Source organism: Brevundimonas sp. GW821-FHT02A10 (assembly GCF_059422025.1).
Map to the genome: position 1 here is coordinate 278,193 of NZ_JBWKWC010000004.1, position 19,114 is coordinate 297,306.

The following is a 19,114-nucleotide window of genomic DNA, read 5'->3' on the forward strand; positions in this document are numbered from 1 at the left end:
ACTTCGCCATGCGCCTGACGCCCCTGATCGCCTGCCTCGCCATTGCCCTGACCACGAGCGGCTGCATCACCATCGGCGGCGAAGACGATGCGCCTTCGGGCCCGCCCACGGTCATCCGCACGCCCGGCGAACCGGCCCCGCCCCAGGCGAAGTTCTATGCCGACTGCCTCGCCGCCTCGGCCGCCGCCGGGACCTATGAGAAGGAGCCGGGCGTCGACCTGCTGCGCTTCACCTGCGCCGGGGCCCCGGCCCGGGCCTTCTACGACGGCCTCGCCGCCTGGGCCTCGACCGGCGGCGGCTCCGAGGTCGTCGCCGAGGGCCGCACCTGGCGCTACACCCAGAAGATCGTCCGCAACCCCTACGGCCTCGACGACTGCTCGACCGACGGCGCCGGCGACTACCACTGCACCATCACCCTGAACGTGGGGACGTTCCTGTCGGCCGGATAGCTCGCTCAGTGATCAGCGGGCGCGACGGGGCTGAAGTCGTCGGGAGTCGAGACGAAAGGCTCGCTCGCCGCCTTGCCCTTCTTCGGCGCCTTGGGGGGCTTGGCCGTGTTCTTGCGCAAGGCCCAGAACAGGACCGCGCCCAGCGGGAAGGCCACCGAGAAGATCCAGGGCGCGAACGGCGAGGCCGCCCGGACGACGGCTGACCCCAGAAGGTAGAACTGGATGAGTTGGACGCCCCATGCTCCGGTTCCCCAGTTGAGCTGGAAGGCCACGACGCCGAACAGGCTGAAGATCGCCCAGCCCCAGCGGCGGCGATACAGGGCGAAACCGACGGTGACGACGATGAAGCCGGTCACCGCGATCATGGCCGCCAGCATCATGTAGTGAACCGGCGTCTTGCCCGACAGGGTGAAGCCATTGGCCTTCAGCTCCGCTGGCGTCGCGCTGTTGACGTTGAAGTTGACCACGACCCAACGTCCGTCGGGAGCCTTTGCCATCTGGGTCTGGGTAACGACGACGGCGGTGGGGAAATCATACTGCCGCGTGAGGAAATACTGGTCTCCGCCTGTGCCGACGCCCCGGGTGAAACCGAGGGTCTTGCCCGCAGGCGGCGGCGTCTTCGGAAGCTTCGCCCTGACCGCGGCGAACGGGGCGGCCATGGTCGCCCTGTCCAGACCCGGGGCCATGTCTGCGAAGACGGCGTCCGTCTGCCCGGCGATCGTCAGCGTCAGGATCCGGTCGGCCTGCGCCTCCCGCGCCGGATCGCCCTTGATCGTGATCGGCGCGCACGCCGCAACGATCATCAGGCCAGCCAGCAGCACGGCCGCGCGAAACAGTTTCATGAGTATCCCCCGGTACCTCGCCACACAACCACACCGGCCCCGCGGACACAATCTCGGGACGAGCCTTGTCAGCATCCCGACTGTTCCTACATTGTTCTTGCTGAAACCCCCGGATCAGTCCCCATATAGTTCTGCTGCACCGGACCCCGTCCGGCCCTCCCGCGTTTCCCCGGACACATGACCGAAAAGCACAACTTCATCCGCGTGCGTGGCGCCCGCGAGCACAATCTCAAGGGCGTGGATGTCGACATCCCGCGCGAGAAGCTGGTCGTGATGACCGGCCTGTCGGGCTCGGGCAAATCCTCGCTCGCCTTCGACACCATCTATGCCGAGGGTCAACGCCGCTATGTCGAGAGCCTGAGCGCCTACGCCCGCCAGTTCCTGGAGTTGATGGGCAAGCCGGACGTCGACCTGATCGAGGGCCTGTCGCCGGCCATTTCCATCGAGCAGAAAACGACGTCCAAAAATCCGCGCTCGACCGTCGGCACGGTGACCGAGATCCATGACTATATGCGCCTGCTCTGGGCGCGCGTCGGCGTGCCCTATTCGCCCGCGACCGGCCTGCCGATCGAAAGCCAGACCGTCAGCCAGATGGTCGACAAGCTGACCGCCCTGCCGGACGGCGAGCGCCTGCTGCTGCTGGCCCCCGTCGCGCGCGGCCGCAAGGGCGAGTACAAGAAGGAGATCGCCGAGTGGCAACGCTCGGGCTACCAGCGCCTCAAGATCGACGGCCAGTTCTACGCCATCGAGGACGCTCCGACGCTCGACAAGAAGTTCAAGCACGACATCGACATCGTCGTGGACCGGATCGTCACCAAGGCGGGCCTCGAGGGCCGTTATGCCGACTCGATCCAGACCGCGCTCGGCCTCGCCGACGGCATCGCGGTCGCCGAATGGGCCAATACGGAAGAGGGTCAGGAGCCCCGCCGTATCACCTTCTCCGAGAAGTTCGCCTGCCCCGTCTCGGGCTTCACGATCAGCGAGATCGAGCCCCGGCTGTTCTCGTTCAACAACCCCTTCGGCGCCTGTCCGGTCTGCGACGGTCTGGGCGTCAAACTGGCCTTCGACGCCGATCTGGTGGTGCCGGACCGCGACAAGACCTTGCACGCCGGCGCCGTCGCCCCCTGGTCGCGCGGCCCCTCGCCCCTCTACACCCAGACCCTGCAGGCCCTGGCGCTCCACTACGGCTTCTCGATGGACAGGCCCTGGCGCGAACTGCCGGCCAAGGCCCAGGGCGTGATCCTGCAGGGCTCGGGCGGCGACAAGATCAAGTTCGTCTATGACGACAACGCCCGGAAGTATGAGACGGTGAAGACCTTCGAGGGGGTGCTGCCCAACCTCGAACGCCGCTGGCGCGAGACCGACAGCGCCTGGGTCCGCGAGGAGCTGGGCCGGTTCCAGTCCGAGACGCCCTGCGACGCCTGCCACGGCAAGCGGCTCAAGCCCGAGGCCCTCGCGGTCAAGATCGACGGCGCGGACATCGCCGACATCTCCACCCTGTCGATCAAGAAGGCCTACGACTGGGCCCAGGCCCTGCCCGAGGCCCTGACCGAGAAGCAGATGGAGATCGGCCGTCGCATCCTGAAGGAGATCGGCGACCGGCTGCGGTTCCTGAACAACGTCGGCCTCGACTATCTGTCGCTGTCACGCGCCTCGGGCACCCTGTCCGGCGGCGAGAGCCAGCGCATCCGTCTGGCCAGCCAGATCGGTTCGGGCCTGACCGGCGTCCTCTATGTCCTCGACGAACCGTCCATCGGCCTGCACCAGCGCGACAACACCCGGCTGCTGGAAAGCCTGATGGGTCTGCGCGACCTCGGCAACTCCGTCCTCGTCGTCGAGCATGACGAGGAGGCGATCATGACCGCCGACTATGTCATCGACATGGGTCCGGCCGCCGGCGTCCACGGCGGCGAGATCTGCGCCGAGGGCACGCCCGCCGAGGTCATGGCCAATCCGAAGTCCCTGACCGGCAAATACCTGACCGGCGAGCGCGAGATTGAACTGCCGCCCGAGGGCCGCCGTCCGGTCAACCGCAAGAAGATGCTCAAGATCTCGGGCGCGACCGGCAACAATCTGAAGGCCGTGACCGGCGAGATCCCCGTCGGCCTGTTCACCTGCGTGACGGGCGTGTCGGGCGGCGGCAAGTCGACCTTCACCATCGAGACCCTGTACAAGGCGGCCGCGCGCCGCCTGCATCAGGCCTCGGACGCCCCAGCCCCCTTCGACCGGATCGAGGGGCTGGAGAATTTCGACAAGGTCATCGACATCGACCAGTCGCCGATCGGCCGCACCCCGCGCTCGAACCCGGCGACCTACACCGGCGCATTCGGTCCGATCCGCGACTGGTACGCTGGCCTGCCGGAGTCCAAGGCGCGCGGCTATGGCCCCGGCCGGTTCAGCTTCAACGTCAAGGGCGGGCGCTGCGAGGCCTGTCAGGGCGACGGCCTGATCAAGATCGAGATGCACTTCCTGCCGGACGTCTACGTCACCTGCGACGTCTGCAAGGGCAAGCGCTACAACCGCGAGACGCTGGAAATCGTCTTCAAGGGCAAGTCCATCTCGGACGTGCTCGACATGACGGTCGAAGAGGCCGGCCAGTTCTTCAAGGCCGTGCCGCCGATCCGCGACAAGATGCTGACCCTGAGCCGCGTCGGTCTCGACTACGTCAAGGTCGGCCAGTCGGCGACGACCCTCTCGGGCGGCGAGGCCCAGCGGGTCAAGCTGTCGAAGGAGCTCAGCAAGCGGGCCACCGGCAAGACCCTCTACATCCTCGACGAACCCACCACCGGCCTGCATTTCGAGGACACCCGCAAGCTGCTGGAGGTGCTTCAGGAGCTGGTCGATAACGGCAACACCATCGTGGTCATCGAGCACAACCTGGATGTCATCAAGGTCGCCGACTACCTGCTGGACTTCGGTCCCGAAGGCGGTGACGGCGGCGGCGAGATTGTCGCAGTGGGCACGCCCGAGGAGGTCGCCCGCAACGAGCGCAGCTGGACCGGCAAGTACCTCAAGGAGGTCCTCGACCGCCACGAGACCCGCCGCAAGGCCCGCGTCGCGGCCCTGACCGCCGAAGCCACCGCCAAGGCCAAGCCCGCCAAGGTCCGCAAGACCGCCTGATCCGTCCGGCCGGGTTCGCCCGGCCGGAGTTCGCCGAACGCGCGTTAAATTCATCACAGGACGAACAATCGTTAACGCCTGCGAAGCTCGACCGTGAACCGCCGCGTAGCTCTCGCGTTGGTTCTTCGAATGCGAGCCTCATGATGTTCAAGGTCCTTGTCCCTGCTGTCGCCGCCCTCGGTCTGGTCGCCTTTGCCGCCAAGACCCAGGACTGGTCGCACGACGCCGCCGAGCCCGCGGCGGTCGCCGCCATGGCTCAACCGGTCATGGGCTGGCACCTCAGCTATGAGGGCCCGATGGCCAAGCTGGCCTATGGCGTCGAGAACTCCGACCAGCTGGCCCTGATGGTCACCTGCGCGCCCGGCGACCGTTCGGCTGCGGTCTATGGCGACGTGCTGCCCGCATCCCCGCGTCTGGCCCAGGCCTCGCTGGGCTCGATGGAGGATGAGGCCCGGGTGCCGCTCTCCGACCCGGCCCTGCAGAGCCTGGCCCGCAACGGCGTCATGCCCGTCGTCGGCGAGGCCGGCCCGACCCGCATCCACGCCAGCGAGGCGGAACGCCGGGTCGTCTCGGGCTTTCTGTCCTATTGCGATCAGGCCCGGGCCTGATCATCTGCAAGCCTGATCCTTCCAGGGTTCACGACATCAGCGGGGGCTGAGCCATGACCACCACCCTGACCGCCCTGACGGCGGCGACGCATCTGGCGTTCGCCCTTTTGTCAGGCCCGCCCGCACAGGCCGCCGCCTGGACCTGGACCCTCTATGAGGGCGAGGGTCCCGTGGTGCTGGCCAATGAGGTTCCGGACACGCCGCAGCTCAAGGCCACACTGGAGTGCACGCCGGGCTCCGGCGTCGCCCGCGTCTCTGTCTATGGCGGCCCGCTGACCGCAGGCATCGCCACGGTCACCTCGCAGGGCGGCTCGGGTCAGGCCCAGACCGAGGCCCAGGCGGGACGCGGCGGCAAGCTCAGCCTCGCCCTGCGCACCGATCACCCGGTCTTCGGCCAGTTCGTGGCCTCGGGGGACCTGTCCGTCGCCGTCGGCGATCAGCATCAGGACGTCGACATCGAAGCCGCCCATCTTGCCAAGCTGCGCCGCTTCGCGGACCTTTGCAGCGGATGACCCTCAAGGACCACCGCGTGACCCCTGCCAAGCCCAAAGCCGTCAGACTGCTGATCGTCGCCAGCCTCGCCGCCCTGGCCGCCGCCTGTTCGACCACCCGCGACGCAGCGCCGGTCTCGGGCGTCTCCAGCGGATCACCGCAGCCGGTCGCCGGGCTGGACTGGTTCTACCATCCGGACGCGGGCGAGGCGAAGCTGGTGTACGGCGTCGAGACCTCCGACGACCTGCGGCTGGGCCTGACCTGCCAGAAGGGCGCGGGCCGGCTGGAGATCACCACCAACGCACCGCACGGGACCCGCGAGATCCATCTGGAGTCGGGCGGCGAGACCGAACGGTTCCGCGCCGAGGGCGAGGCCTCCGAGCTGGCCGACGGCGACTTCCTGACCGCCGACGCCGCGACCTCGACCCCGGTCTTCCAGCGCTTCCGCCGCGTTGGCTGGCTGGCCCAGTGGCAGGGCTCGCACCGCGAGACCTATGTCCCGCACCCGGCTTCGGCGCCCGTTATCGAGCGCTTCTTCGCCTTCTGCGGCTGACCCTCTACTGACCCTCCAGCCCGCGCTGCTTCTCGGCGGGGGTCTCATCGGGTTCGCCATCGGCGTCCGCGTCGGTGAAGCGGGTGGGGCCCATCCGTCCCGGATTGAAGGCCATGCTGAACAGGACCCCGATCAGGATCAGGACGCCCAGTCCGACGATGAAGGTCTGCATGAGTGCTCTCCGAAGCTACTGCTGACCAACGCTGACCACCCGCGAGGGTTGCTTGCCCGCGCCTCCTACCAAAGACATGTCGCGCCCGGACCGTGGCCGTAGGAATGTCCGGGTTCGGGCGCCGTTCTGACAAGGATCAGGATCACAGCGCCAGACGCGACTTCCCGCACCGATCGCCGATATCCATGACCGACGCCCCGAACGCCTCGCCCCCCTCTCATGGTCATGGCCACGGCGGAGGCGGCAAGCCTATCTTCCTCGACGCCACGGGGCGGCGGGCGCGGCGGCTGCGCTGGGCGGCCATCGTGGTGGCGGCGGTGGCGGCCGTGGTCCTGGCCAGCTTCGTCGCCAGTCTGGTGATCCTGCCGCGCCTGACCCATCTGGCGGTGTCCAGCCCGGCCTACTCAGGCCATGTGAAGCACGGCGGCCGCCATGCGGGGAACGCCCTGCTGCGCCGCATCGCCCTGGACGACCGCAGGAACAAGGCGAAGCCCGTCGCCGCCGAGGGCGCCATCGCCGGGGCCTGGTTCGCACCCTGGGAAGACGGGGCGCTGGACAGCTTCCGCCACCACGCCGCCGATCTGACCCACGTCTATCCGACCTGGCTGGAGCTGAGCCCCGACGGCACGAGCGTCCTGACGAAGGACTATGACCCCGCGAAGAACCCGACCACCGCGCCCCTGGTGCAGGCGGCCCGGGCCAATGGCGTGCGCATCGTTCCCGTCGTCGGCAACGCCACCGAGGGTCTGTTCGACCCGCACCGCATCGACCGGATGCTGGAGGGGCCCAACGCCGATGCCGTGCTGAACCAGTTGGTCGGCTTCGTGGATCAGCATGACTTCGCGGGCCTGCAGATCGACTTCGAACAGCTGACGCCCGAGCAGATCCGCCGCGTCACCCCGTGGCTGAACCAGCTGCACCAACGCCTCGCCAGCCAGGGCAAGGAACTGTCCATCGCGCTGGAGGTCAGCCTGTCGGACGCCGACATCCGGACCCTGGCCGCGACCGTCGATTACGCCGCGGTCATGGCCTATGACGAGCACGGCGAGACCAGCGTCCCCGGCCCCATCTCCTCGGCCGGCTTCGTCAACCGGTCGCTGGACCGGTTCACGCGGCTGGTCCCGGCCGGCAAGCTGATCCTCGGCGTCGGCGTCTACGGCTACGACTGGAAGGTCGGGACCGAGGCGGCCGATTCGATCACCAACACCGCCGCCCTGACCACGGCGCAGGGCTATCGGCCCGAGGACGCTCCCGCCGACGTCATCGACTTCGACTCCGTCGCCCTGCAACCCACCTTCAGCTACCGCGACGATCAGGGCCGGATGCACGAGGTCTGGTTCCAGGACGCCGCCTCGGTCGCCAACGCCATGACCATGGCGCGCGGACGCGGCCTGCGCGGCGCGTCGCTCTGGGCCTTGGGCGAAGAGGACCCGACCAGCTGGAAGGTGTTCGGCAAGCACGCCGTTCCGGCGCCGCAGGCCGACGCGGCCATGCGCACCGTCACCCTGGCCCAGGCCATCGCCTTCACGGGCGAGGGCGAACTGCTGACCGTCACCCACGAGCCCCGGGCCGGACAGCGGACGCTGGAGCGCGATCCCGCCAGCGGCCTGATCACCGACGAAAGCTGGAGCGCCTGGCCCTCGGCCTGGACCATCCGCCGTCGCGGCGCGCCCGACCACGTCCTGGCCCTGACCTTCGACGACGGTCCCGATCCGGAGTGGACGCCGAAGATCCTCGACATCCTGAAGCAGAAGGGGGTCAAGGCGACCTTCTTCATGATCGGCGACGAGGCCGTCGGTCACCCCGATCTGGTCCGCCGCGTCCAGGCCGAGGGCCATGAGATCGGCAACCACTCCTTCACCCACCCCAACATGGCCCACGTCGGCGACGAGCGGGTCGAACTGGAGCTGACCGCCGCCGACCGGGCGCTGGAGAGCATCACCGGCCGCCAGATCACCCTGTTCCGTCCGCCCTACAACGCCGACTCCGAGCCCGACTCCTACGGCGAAATCGCGCCGATCGCCGTGGCCTCGCGCCTCGGCTATTCCACCGCGGGCGAGTCGATCGACCCCAATGACTGGGACCTGACCCGGGCGAACCCCGGCGGCACACACCGTCTGACGCCGCAGGAGATCGTCGCCTCGGTCCTGTCACAGGCCGACAAGGGCCACGCCGTCCTGCTGCACGACGCCGGCGGCGACCGGTCGGCGACCGTGGCCGCCCTGCCCGCCATCATCGATGGCTTGCGGGCGCGGGGCTACACCCTGACCACCATCGGCGGTCTGGTGGGCCAGACGCCGGACCAGACCATGCCCGCCCTGCCGAAGGACGAGCAGTCACTGATCGCGGCGGATCAGGCAGCCTTCGGCTTCACCCATATGCTGGGCGTCATCCTGTTCTGGGGCTTCAGTCTGGCCATCGGTCTGGGGCTACTGCGGATCGTGCTGATGCTCTGGCTGGCGTCGGGCAAACGCGCCCGGCCCCTGCCCACCGTCGAAGGCGCTCCGCTTCCCAAGCTCGACGTCATGGTCGCGGCCTACAATGAGGTCGAGGTCATCAACCGGACCATCGACAGCCTGCTGACCAGCCGTGACGTCGATGTGAGGGTGCTGGTGATCGACGACGGCTCGACCGACGGGACCTTCGATGCGGTCAAGGCGGCTTTCGGTCAGGACCCACGCGTCCTGCTGCGGCGCAAGCCCAACGGCGGCAAGGCCTCGGCCCTGAACGTGGCGCTCGCCGAGGCGACGGCGCCGATCGTGGTCGGGGTCGACGCCGACACCCAGCTGTCGCCGGACGCCCTGTCCAAGCTGGCGGCCTGGTTCGCCGATCCCCGCGTCGGCGCCGTCGCCGGCAACGTCAAGGTCGGCAACCGCCACAACATCGTCACCCGCTGGCAGGCGCTGGAGTATATCACCAGCCAGAACGTCGACCGCCGGGCGCTGGCCCGACTGAACGCGGTCACCGTGGTGCCCGGCGCCATCGGCGGCTGGCGCACGGAGGTGCTGCGTTCCGTCGGCGGTTATCGCTCTGACACCCTGGCCGAGGACATGGACCTGACCTGGCGGGTGCGCGAGGCCGGCTGGGTTATCGCCAACGAACCCGAAGCCCTGGCCTTCACCGAGGCGCCGGACACCCTGGGCGGCCTGCTGAAACAGCGCTTCCGCTGGAGCTTCGGCACCCTGCAGTGCCTGTGGAAGCACCGCCGGTCGGTCGGCAAGCACGGCTGGTTCGGCGGCCTGGCCCTGCCCAGCCTGTGGCTGTTCCAGATCGCGGGTCAGGTGCTGGCGCCCCTGATCGACCTGCAACTGCTGATCGCTCTCCTGATCCGCCTGCTGTCCTGGTGGGCCGCATCCCAGCACGCCGACATCAGCGCCAGCCCGGACACCACCCTGTGGCTGACCCTGACCGTCTATGCCGCCTTCACCGTGCTCGAGCTGGCGGCCAGCTGGATCGCCTATGGCTTCGATCGGGAGAGCCGGCGCGATCTGTGGCTGCTGCCGACCCAACGTCTGGTCTATCGCCAGATCATGTACGTCGTCGTCTGGCGGGCGCTGGAGCGGGCCCTGACCGGTCTGGGCCAGGCCTGGGGCAAGCTGCGCCGAACCGGGGACGTGGTGCTGGAAGCGGGAAAATGACACCGCTGGACATCTTGCCGTTCGGTCAAGATTAGTCATACAAATCCTCTCAAGAGATCGGCCCCGGGACGACGCTCCGTCCAACCCGTGGCGTCCCCCGGAGGAAGACCCATGCTGACCCGTCGTCGGTGGCTGCTGAGCGCGGCCGCCCTGCCCCTTGCTGCGAACCTCGCACCCTCATTCGCCTTGGCCGAGGCCGCGACGCCTGAGACGGTGAAGGCCGCCATGAGCCGCGCCACCGCCTTCATGACCGACAAGGTCGCGGTCCACGGCGGCTATGTCTGGTCCTATCTGGCCGACGGCTCGCGCCGCTGGGGCGAGATGGAGGCTTACCCGACCATGATCTGGACCCAGGCGCCGGGCACCCCCGAGATGGGCCAGATCTTCCTCGACGCGTATCACGCGACCGGCGACGAACAGTATTACCGCGCCGCCGAACAGGCCGCTGACGCCCTGATCGCGGGCCAGCACCCGGCCGGCGGCTGGAACTACATCATCGACTTCGCCGGCGAGGACTCGCTGAAGCGCTGGTACGAGACCATCGGCAAGAACGGCTGGCGGCTGGAGGAATTCCAGCACTACTACGGCAACGCCACGTTCGACGATCACGCCACGGTCGAGTGCGGCCGCTTCCTGCTGCGGCTGCATATGGAGAAGGGCGATCCGAAGTACCGGGCGGCAGTCGACAGGGCGGTCGGCTTCGTCCTGGACAGCCAGTATCCGAACGGCGGCTGGCCGCAGCGCTTCCCGCGGATGGGCCAGTTCTCCAATCACGGCCGGCCGGACTACACCGGCTATATCACCCTGAACGACGAAGTGGCGGAGGAGAACATCAGCTTCCTGCTGGTGGTCCTGCAGCAGCTGAAGGACGAGCGGGTGCGCGCGCCTCTGATCAAGGCGATGGAGCTGATCATCGCCCTGCAGCAGCCGCAGCCGACGCCCGGCTGGGCCATGCAATACACGGCCGACCTGAAGCCCTCGGGCGCCCGGACCTATGAACCCGCCTCCATCACCCCGCACGGCACGGCGGCGGCGGTGGAGCAACTGCTCGACTACTACCGGCTGACCGGCGAGCGGAAGTATCTGGCCCGCGTCCCGGAGGCCATCGACTGGATCGCCAGCGTCGAACTGCCACCCGAGAAGCGGGCTTCGGACGGCCGCAACTTCTATCGAAACTACGAACCGGGCACCGGCCGGCTGATCGGCACCCACCGCCGCGGCTCGAACGCCCAGAACGGCGAGTACTGGTCGGACTTCAACACCGAGAACAACCGGCCCGAGAAGCACATCAATGTCGCCGCCCTGCGTCAGCACTATGAGCGGGTCGCGGCCATGACGCCGGAGCAGGCGACGCGTGATTCGGCTCTGCTGGGACGCGGGCCGTCACTGCTGCCCCGCTATATGATCACCTCGGACGTCGGGGGATCGGACCTGAACGTCACCGAGACGCGGCAGGCGGCGGACGACGCGACCCTTCTGGTCGGCGAGCTGAACGCCGAGGGTTACTGGCCGCTGGAACTGCGCACCACCAGCCATCCCTATCAGGGCGACGGCCCGGCCAGCCCGCCGCCGGGCTTCGTCGACCGCGGCCAGGTCGGCGACGACTGGGACACCTCCCCCTTCACCGAGCCCTCGGGTCCGATGGGCATTTCCACCGGCACCTACATCAACAACATGAGCCGGCTGATCCGCTATCTGGAGGCGCACAGGGCGGCGGGCTGAGGCGCGCGGTCAGAACCAGACCACCACGAAGGCGATCAACAGCAGAATCCCCGTCGCCCGGGCCACGGCCCACAGGGCGACGGCGGCGGCCTTCACATAGGAGGTCGCCAGCTTGTGCCGGAACCAGATGGTCTGGATGACCATGAACCAGAGAGCGCCGGCCAGGGTCGCGATCGCGCCGATGATGTTCGGGATCTCCGGCCGCTGCAGGACGATGGCGCCCGCCGAGACGAAGGCCGCGCAGGGCGCCGCGAGGTAGCACTGGGCGTAGAAGGGCGCGCGCAGGGTCTCGCGGCTCAGCTTCTTGCCCTGTCTGCGGACTAGGCTGGCCGCCGAGATCAGCGGAACCAGGCTGAACATCAGCGACCGGAACAGGATCAGGTTCTGCTGCGACGTCGCCAGGGTCCGTGTGACCGTCGAGGTGGCCTCCAGCTCGGGCACATGGGCCGCGAAGGCGATCAGGTTCCACAGGACGATGGTGGCCAGCAGCACCAGCGGCGGGCTGAGCGTATCATTGTAGCGCCGGTCCTCGGCCTCGTTCTGCTCGCGGTCAGAATAGTCCATGGTCGCCAGCGGACGGCGAATGATCCGCCACATCGTCAGCGGATAGAAGATCAGCCAGCTGGCGGCCTCGAAGACGAACTCCTCGAAGCTCCGCAGGATTTTCATGAAGTCCATTCGGGCCTCTCCGGTCCTGAACACCAACCTGACGAAGAGCGGCGGGGCATTCAAGCCGGGGCAAACCCCTGCGCGGGGCGCGCACGCACGCCTCGCCTGAGGCGGAGGCCAGTCGAGATTTTCGGTGGTGGGGGAGACCGGCGCGAGGCCTGTGGTCGATCCCCCATGGTACGTCCTCTCGGGCTCGAACCGAGGACCCTCTGATTAAAAGTCAGATGCTCTAACCAACTGAGCTAAGGACGCGCCGTGGGGTGGGGGGCCTTCTGTTGCATCACGCCATTGGGGTCAAGCCTTGCTTCGCAACATCGACGCAGGAATCTGTCTGAAGCCTGCCGAATTGGCGCACGGTTTCGCCGCCTTAGGGGTGACCGGGGGACGGATGGGCGGTATGGAACGGGTCTGTCCGGAGCGCGTTTTCGCCGGACGGGGGAGGACGACGATGAAACGACTGATTCTGGCGATAGCCATCTGCGGCGCGGCGGCACTGGCTGCTTGCGACGACGTCCGTCAGCCCCAGACCGAAACCGCTCCTCCGCCGCCCGAGGCTCCGCCGGTCGCCGAGGCCGCGCCGGATCACACCGCGCCCGCGTCTGACACCGTGCCCACGCCCCCGCCGCCGGTCGAAGGGACCCTGCCGCCCGACCAGCGTCCGTCCGAAGAGACGGTGAAGCCCGAAAGCGAAACCCTGTTCTACTGACCCCCGCCACAGGGTCGCCATCAGGGGATGATTTTCGCATCCCCGGGGCGGGCTTCAGGCAGACGAAGGCTCCAGTTTGATTCCACGGCCATTCCAGCCGGCCGCGAGGGGCCAGTTTCGGACTGAAGCCCTGCGGCTCGCCCTGGTCGGCGCCCTTTTCGCCGCCATGGCCTCCCCTGTTCTGGCGGCCGAGCCCAAGGCCCAGATTCGCGGCGAGATCGACAGCGCCCTGCGCGCCCAGCTGGCCCGCGCCGTGGGCGAGGTCGACGACGCGCCGGCCAACCGGTTCGAAGCCCGCCGCCGCGCCCGCTCCTCGGTCGAGCTGGCCCAGGCCCTGCTGCGCTCCGAAGGCTACTACCAGGCGACGGTCGAGGATGTGGTCGAGGGCGAGGACAACCCCGTCGCCGCCATCAATGTCATTCCCGGGCCGCGCTTCCTGATCAGCCGGCCGGTCATCGACTGGGTCGCCCCTGCCCCCGCGCCCGATGTGGCGACCGCCGTCAACGGCGAGATCGGGCTGAACGTCGGCGATCCGGGCCGCGCCGTGGACGTCATCGCCGCCGAGGGCCGGATCGTCGCCGGCCTGACACGTCGCGGCTATGCCGACGCCAAGACCGAACCGCGCCGGGTGGTGGTCGATCACGCCGCCTTCACAGTGCAGCCGACCTACAAGATCGTCTCGGGCCTGCTGGTCCGGCTGGACGGGGTCAAGCTGGACACCGAGGGCTCGACCAACCCGAACTGGGTCGCGGGTCTGGCCCCCTGGAGCGAGGGCGACGTCTTCGATCCGGACAAGGTCGCCGAGCTGGAGCGTCGGCTGCTGGACACCGGCGTCTATGACGGCGTCGGCGTGGCCCTGGCGCCGGCCGATCAGGCCAATGCCGACGGCAACCGCCCGGTTATCGTGAGCCTGAACGACCGGCCGCGCCGCATCCTGGAGGCCGGGGCCAGCTTCTCGACCGCCGAAGGCTCGGGCGTTGATGTCATCTGGACCTGGTTCAACCACTACAACCGGGCCGACACGATCAAATTCCAGGCGCGGGCCGCCAATATCGACAGCCGTCTGGGCGTCGACCTGTCCCTGCCCCACTGGCGCCATCCGGGCCAGACGCTGAAGCTGTCGGTCGCGGCGGTCAACGAGGACACCGACGCCTATACCCGCACCGCCCTGTCGACCTCGGCCGACCTGCAGCAGCGCATCGGCCGGACGTCCTACTACAGCTACGGCGTGGGCGTGGACGCCGGGCGCTACTACGAAAACCGGTACGACCCGGTGACCCAGCTGCCGTTGAGCTTCGACCGCGACCTGGTCATCCTGACCGGCCGGGCCAGCGCCTATCTGGATCAGTCCAACAATCCGCTGAACCCGACCAAGGGCTATCGCGTCACCCTGAACGTCCAGCCGACGGCGGTGGCGGGCGAGGACACGGTGCTGTTCCTGCGCGCCGAGACCCAGGGCACGATGTACATCCCCGTCGAGAAGGATGCCCACACCGTCCTGGCCGGCCGGATCCGAATCGGCTCGATCCTCGGCGGGCAGGAGCTGACGGTGCCGTCGGACCGCCTGTTCTACTCGGGCGGCGGCGGGTCGGTGCGCGGCTATGAGTACCAGGGCGTCAATCCGCGCCTGCCTGACAATACGCCGCGCGGCGGCCTGTCCCTGTTCGAGGGCTCCATAGAGGTGCGGCGCGACATCGGCGAGAGCTGGCAGGCCGTGGCCTTCGTCGACGCCGGCGCCATCGGCTTCCAGGAGACGCCGAACCTGACGAACATGCGCTACGGCGCCGGTGTCGGGGCCCGCTTCAAACTGCCGTTCGGCCCGGTGCGCGCCGACCTCGCCTTCCCCCTGTCGCCGCAGCCCGGCGACAGCAATTTCCAGATCTACATCAGCATCGGTCAGGCGTTTTGACCGAAGAGCCGGACATCGTCGAAGCCTTCAAGGCCGAGCCTGACACCCCGGCCAAGAAGGCGGTCAGGAAACGCACCCGGCTGCAGCTGGCGGCCTTCGTCGCCGGGATCGTCACGGCCTCGCTGGTCGCCATCCTGCTGATCGGCCTGATCGGCGGGCGGATGTATCTGCTGTCGGACTCGGGACGCGGCCTGGTCACCAGCTTCGTCACCGGGACCAAGATCAGCCGCTATGGCCGGATCAATGTCGAAGGGCTGAAGGGCGACCTGTTCAACGACTTCACCCTCGACCGGGTCACCATCACCGACAGGAAGGGCGTCTGGCTGGAGGCGCGCAATGTGCGGGTCGACTGGTCCTATCTGCCGCTGCTCACCCGCCGCTTCCACGCCGACGAGATCAGCGCCGACAAGATCACCCTGATCCGCCGCCCCGAGATCGACCCGCCGGACGGCAAGCCGCCCCAGCCCGCGCCGATCAGCGTCGATATCGACCGGTTCGCGGCCAATATCGAACTGCTGGAAGGCTTCTCGAAGGAATACGGCAGGTGGCGGCTGACGGGCTCGGCCGACATCCCGCGCTTCGGGGCCAAGGACGCCGAGGTCAACGCCTACAGCCTGAACCGCCAGGGCGACTATCTGCGGATGACCGCGACCTTCGGCGGCAAGCCCGAGGACCTGCGGCTGAACCTGCGCGCCAATGAGGCGCAGGGCGGACCGATCGCGGGCTCGCTGGGCTATTCGCCCGACCAGCCCTTCTCGGCCGCAGCCCTGATCAACGGCGAGATCGTCGACGCGACGGTGAAGACCGGCCAGTTCGTTCCGCTGGTGGTCAAGGGCCACTACGGCAAGGCGGGCGCACGGATTTCGGGCTATGCCGACTTCAGCGGTTCGGACCTGCTGGAGCCCTTCGTGCGCCGGATCGGCCGCACTGCCCGCTTCGGCTTCGCCGCCGTGCCGGACGCGACCCGCAAAGGCTATCAGGGCGTCGGCTGGCGCTTCATCTCAGAGAACTTCAACTCCAACGCCCGGGGCCTGATCCGGATGTCGGACCGGTCGGCGCCCGACGGGGTCCATCTGGAGGTCGAGACCGGCTCCCTGACCCGGCTGCTCGGCCTGACGCTGGGCGGGCGCACCGCCTGGAGCGGCGTATTCAAGGGCGACGCGGCCACCTGGACCCTGACCGGTCGCGCCACCATGCTGGCCGCCGACATCGCCAGCTACAAGGCGACGCGGATGACCGGCCCCCTGAACGTTCAGGTGAAGAACGGCCGAATGGACATCGACAGCGACCTGATCACCAACGGCGGCTCGACCGAGGGCGTCATCGGGGCCCTGTTCGGCGCGACCCCGCACCTGAAGGTCGAGGCGGCGCGGATGAAGGACGGCGCCATCCTGTTCGAGAAGCTGGACCTGGTCGGCCAGGGTCTGCTGGTCAACGGCACGGGCAATCGCAACCTGACCGGGGGTCTGAGCTTCCGGGGGCAGGCGCGGATCACCGACATTGGTCGCGTGCAGAAGGGCGCCAGCGGCCAGCTGGCCGGGACGATCACCGCCTCCAACCGCTCGGGCCAGCCGTGGCGGCTGGGCTTCGACGGGCGTGGCCAGAAGGTGCTGACGGGCCTGTCCGAGCTGGACCGCCTGCTGGGCCCGACCCCGCGCGTTCAGTTCGACGGGCGGATGGAACATGAGCTGACGGTCGACAAGCTGCTGGTCACCGGGACCATGGGCGAGGCCGCGGCCCGGGGGCTGATGGGCTTCGACGGCAGGCTGAGGCTGGCGCTCAACTGGAATGCGCGCGGGCCGTTCGGCGTCGGGCCGATCGCCATCGACGGCGCCATGGTCGGCAACGGCGCCCTGACCGGCACCCTCGCCCAGCCGCGCGTGGACCTGACCGCGGGCTTCGACAAGGTTGACGCCGGGCCGCTGAAACTGACCCAGACCCAGCTGATCCTGAGCTTCAGGAAGGGGCTCGACGCCTCCGACGGCCGGGTGACCATCACCAGCGCTTCCAACTACGGTCCCGCCGCCGCCTCGGGCAGCTTCTTCCTGGGCGGCAAGGCCGTCCGCCTGACCGATGTCGACGTCGATGCCGGCGGGGTGAAGGCGCAGGGCGCGATCTCCCTGTCGGACAGCATCCCGTCCAGCGCCGACCTGACCTTCAGCGCCCGGCCCGGCGCCTTCATCGCCTCGGGCAGCGCCGAGGGCCGCGTGCGGCTGACCGAGGGAGGCGGCGACGACACCGCCATCCTCGACGTCACGGCCAAGAACGCCCGCCTGACCGGCTCCACCTACACGATCCGCAGTCTGGATCTGGAGGGTCACGGCACCCTGTCCCGCCTGCCCTTCACCCTGGCGCTGGACGTCGGCGGCGACGTGCCGATCCAGTTCAACGGCTCCGGCGTCTATGCCCGGCCGAACAACACCGACCAGAGCGTCACCCTGCGCGGCGGCGGCCGGGTGCGGGAAATCAGCTTCACCACCCGTAATCCGGCGGTCATCGCCCTCGCCGGCGACGGCAAGGTGGCCCGCGTCGATCTGAATGTCGGCGGCGGCGTCCTGCTGGGCGAGCTGCGTCAGGACTCGAATGCGGCGGTGATCCAGGCCGATCTGAGCGCCGTCGAGCTGGGCTCCCTCGTCTCGGACCTGCGCGGCCAGATCACCGGTCGGGTCTCGCTGCGCGGCGCGGGCGACGATCTGGACGGCACGGCCAATGTGACCCTGAAGCAGATCCGCAGCGTCGACGCCCCGCGCGGCCTGGCCGTGGACGGGACGCTGAACGCCACCCTGAACAACGACGTCCTGCACGTTGTCGCCGCCGCCAACGACGACACCGAGGTGCGGGCCAATGTCGATCTGACCCTGCCGGTCGAGGCCTCGGCCGCGCCGCTGAGGCTGGCCGTCGTGCGGACCCGTCCGATGTCGGGCGCCGTCTCGATCCAGGGCCAGATCCAGCCCATCTGGGACCTGTTCCTGGGCGGCGAACGCTCGCTGGCCGGTCAGGTCAGCGGCAATGCCACCATCGCCGGCACCATCGCCGAGCCGCGCATCAACGGCCGGCTGGACGTCAGGGACGGCGCCTTCCGCGACAACGCCACGGGCCTGCGCCTCAATGCCCTGACCCTGGCCAGCCGGTTCGACGACACCACCGCCCTGATCGAGACCTTCACGGCCAACGATGGCGACAAGGGCGCGGTGACCGGCGACGGACGCATCGGCCTGCGCGAGGGTTCGGGCTCCAGCTTCGAACTGGCCCTGGCGAAGTTCAAGATCATCGACAACGACATCGCCGAGGCCCACGCCTCGGGCCCGATCACCGTGGTGCGCGGCGCCGACGGCAACATCACCCTGACCGGCCAGATCGCCGTCGATGACGCCAAGATCGAGGCCAATCCGCCGGGTGTGAACGGCGTGGTCGGCATGGACGTGGTCGAGATCAACCGCCCCGGCGGCGATCCGCCCGAGGCGGACACGGCGAAACAGCGCGGCCCGCAGTTCGGCCTGAACATCCGGCTGACCTCGCCCGGCGGCGATATCCGGGTCGTCGGGCGCGGCCTGAACGTCGAGATGCGCGTCAACGCCCAGGTCACGGGCACCATCGCCCAACCGGTCCTGACCGGGAACGCCAGCGTGGTGCGCGGGGACTATGAGTTCGCGGGCAAACGGTTCGTGTTCGACGACCGGGGCACGGTCGCCCTGTCGACCGATCCCAAGCTGATCCGGCTGAACCTGTCGGCGACGCGCGACGACCCGACCCTGACAGCCACGGTCAAGGTGACCGGCACGGCCGACACGCCCAAGATCGAACTGACCTCGACCCCTGCCCTGCCTCAGGACGAGATCCTGTCCCAGGTGCTGTTCGGGCGGTCGGCGTCCCAGCTGTCGGCCTTCGAGGCGGCGCAGCTGGCTTCCGGGGTCGCGGCTCTGGCGGGCGGCGGCGGCTTCGATGTGATCGGCAACCTGCGCGAACTGGCAGGGCTGGACCGGCTGTCGTTCGGCGGCGAGGCCTCGGCCCTGACTGTCGCAGGCGGCCGCTACATCACCGACAACGTCTATCTGGAGATCATCGGCGGCGGCGAAGGCGGGGCGGCGGTCAACGTTGAATGGCAGGTCCGCCGCACGCTGGCCATCAGCTCCAAGGTCGGCGGCACGGGCGACGCCACCCTGTCGATCCGCTGGCGACGTCAGAGCCGCAACCCGGGCGCGCGGACGGACAGCCGAGCGAACCGGAACTGACC

The 19,114-nt window shown here is 68.7% G+C and carries 13 protein-coding genes and 1 tRNA gene; 10 read left to right on the forward strand and 4 right to left on the reverse strand.

Features of this window, described 5'->3' with window-relative positions; genetic code table 11:
* Positions 1-8 precede the first annotated feature (8 nt).
* Positions 9-449, forward strand: coding sequence for a hypothetical protein (locus tag AC07U0_RS13380; protein ID WP_494720499.1), 441 nt, complete (start codon positions 9-11; stop codon positions 447-449).
* Positions 450-454: 5 nt separating this feature from the next.
* On the opposite strand, the gene AC07U0_RS13385 is transcribed toward AC07U0_RS13380, so the two are convergent.
* A complete protein-coding gene (locus AC07U0_RS13385) occupies positions 455-1,291 on the reverse strand; it encodes a hypothetical protein (protein ID WP_494720500.1) in 837 nt (278 codons plus the stop codon).
* A gap of 177 nt (positions 1,292-1,468) precedes the next feature.
* On the opposite strand from AC07U0_RS13385, the gene uvrA reads away from it, so the two are divergent.
* The 4 genes from uvrA to AC07U0_RS13405 all read left to right on the forward strand — a co-directional run bounded on the left by uvrA (position 1,469) and on the right by AC07U0_RS13405 (position 6,064).
* Positions 1,469-4,411 (forward strand): excinuclease ABC subunit UvrA, encoded by a 2,943-nt coding sequence (gene uvrA / locus AC07U0_RS13390; protein WP_494720501.1) that lies wholly within the window; start codon positions 1,469-1,471, stop codon positions 4,409-4,411.
* A 140-nt stretch (positions 4,412-4,551) separates the two neighbouring features.
* Positions 4,552-5,019: a hypothetical protein gene (locus AC07U0_RS13395; protein ID WP_494720502.1), complete on the forward strand. Its 468-nt coding sequence runs from the start codon at positions 4,552-4,554 to the stop codon at positions 5,017-5,019.
* Between the two features lie 53 nt (positions 5,020-5,072).
* Complete coding sequence (locus tag AC07U0_RS13400) at positions 5,073-5,531, forward strand: hypothetical protein (RefSeq protein WP_494720503.1); 459 nt, start codon at positions 5,073-5,075, stop codon at positions 5,529-5,531.
* Between the two features lie 17 nt (positions 5,532-5,548).
* A complete protein-coding gene (locus AC07U0_RS13405) occupies positions 5,549-6,064 on the forward strand; it encodes a hypothetical protein (RefSeq protein ID WP_494720504.1) in 516 nt (171 codons plus the stop codon).
* A gap of 4 nt (positions 6,065-6,068) precedes the next feature.
* On the opposite strand, the gene AC07U0_RS13410 is transcribed toward AC07U0_RS13405, so the two are convergent.
* Positions 6,069-6,236, reverse strand: a complete 168-nt coding sequence (locus AC07U0_RS13410; RefSeq protein ID WP_494720505.1) for a hypothetical protein — start codon at positions 6,234-6,236, stop codon at positions 6,069-6,071.
* A 185-nt stretch (positions 6,237-6,421) separates the two neighbouring features.
* On the opposite strand from AC07U0_RS13410, the gene AC07U0_RS13415 reads away from it, so the two are divergent.
* Positions 6,422-9,874 carry a trifunctional glycoside hydrolase family 18/polysaccharide deacetylase/glycosyltransferase family 2 protein gene (locus AC07U0_RS13415; protein WP_494720506.1) on the forward strand — a complete coding sequence of 1,151 codons (3,453 nt, stop codon included), beginning with the start codon at positions 6,422-6,424 and terminating at the stop codon, positions 9,872-9,874.
* A 111-nt stretch (positions 9,875-9,985) separates the two neighbouring features.
* Positions 9,986-11,596, forward strand: coding sequence for a pectate lyase (locus tag AC07U0_RS13420; RefSeq protein ID WP_494720507.1), 1,611 nt, complete (start codon positions 9,986-9,988; stop codon positions 11,594-11,596).
* 9 nt (positions 11,597-11,605) lie between these two features.
* Here AC07U0_RS13420 and AC07U0_RS13425 read toward each other — a convergent pair whose 3' ends face one another.
* Both AC07U0_RS13425 and AC07U0_RS13430 read right to left on the reverse strand, forming a co-directional pair.
* Positions 11,606-12,274 (reverse strand): hypothetical protein, encoded by a 669-nt coding sequence (locus tag AC07U0_RS13425; protein ID WP_494720508.1) that lies wholly within the window; start codon positions 12,272-12,274, stop codon positions 11,606-11,608.
* Between the two features lie 166 nt (positions 12,275-12,440).
* Positions 12,441-12,517, reverse strand: a tRNA-Lys gene (locus AC07U0_RS13430).
* A gap of 196 nt (positions 12,518-12,713) precedes the next feature.
* Between AC07U0_RS13430 and AC07U0_RS13435 the strand changes: the two genes are divergently transcribed.
* The 3 genes from AC07U0_RS13435 to AC07U0_RS13445 all read left to right on the forward strand — a co-directional run bounded on the left by AC07U0_RS13435 (position 12,714) and on the right by AC07U0_RS13445 (position 19,112).
* Positions 12,714-12,971, forward strand: coding sequence for a hypothetical protein (locus tag AC07U0_RS13435; RefSeq protein WP_494720509.1), 258 nt, complete (start codon positions 12,714-12,716; stop codon positions 12,969-12,971).
* Positions 12,972-13,047: 76 nt separating this feature from the next.
* A complete protein-coding gene (locus tag AC07U0_RS13440; protein WP_494720510.1) occupies positions 13,048-14,880 on the forward strand; it encodes an autotransporter assembly complex protein TamA in 1,833 nt (610 codons plus the stop codon).
* Positions 14,877-19,112 carry a translocation/assembly module TamB domain-containing protein gene (locus tag AC07U0_RS13445; protein ID WP_494720511.1) on the forward strand — a complete coding sequence of 1,412 codons (4,236 nt, stop codon included), beginning with the start codon at positions 14,877-14,879 and terminating at the stop codon, positions 19,110-19,112. Before AC07U0_RS13440 ends, AC07U0_RS13445 begins: the two co-directional genes overlap by 4 nt.
* The last annotated feature ends 2 nt before the right edge of the window (positions 19,113-19,114 follow it).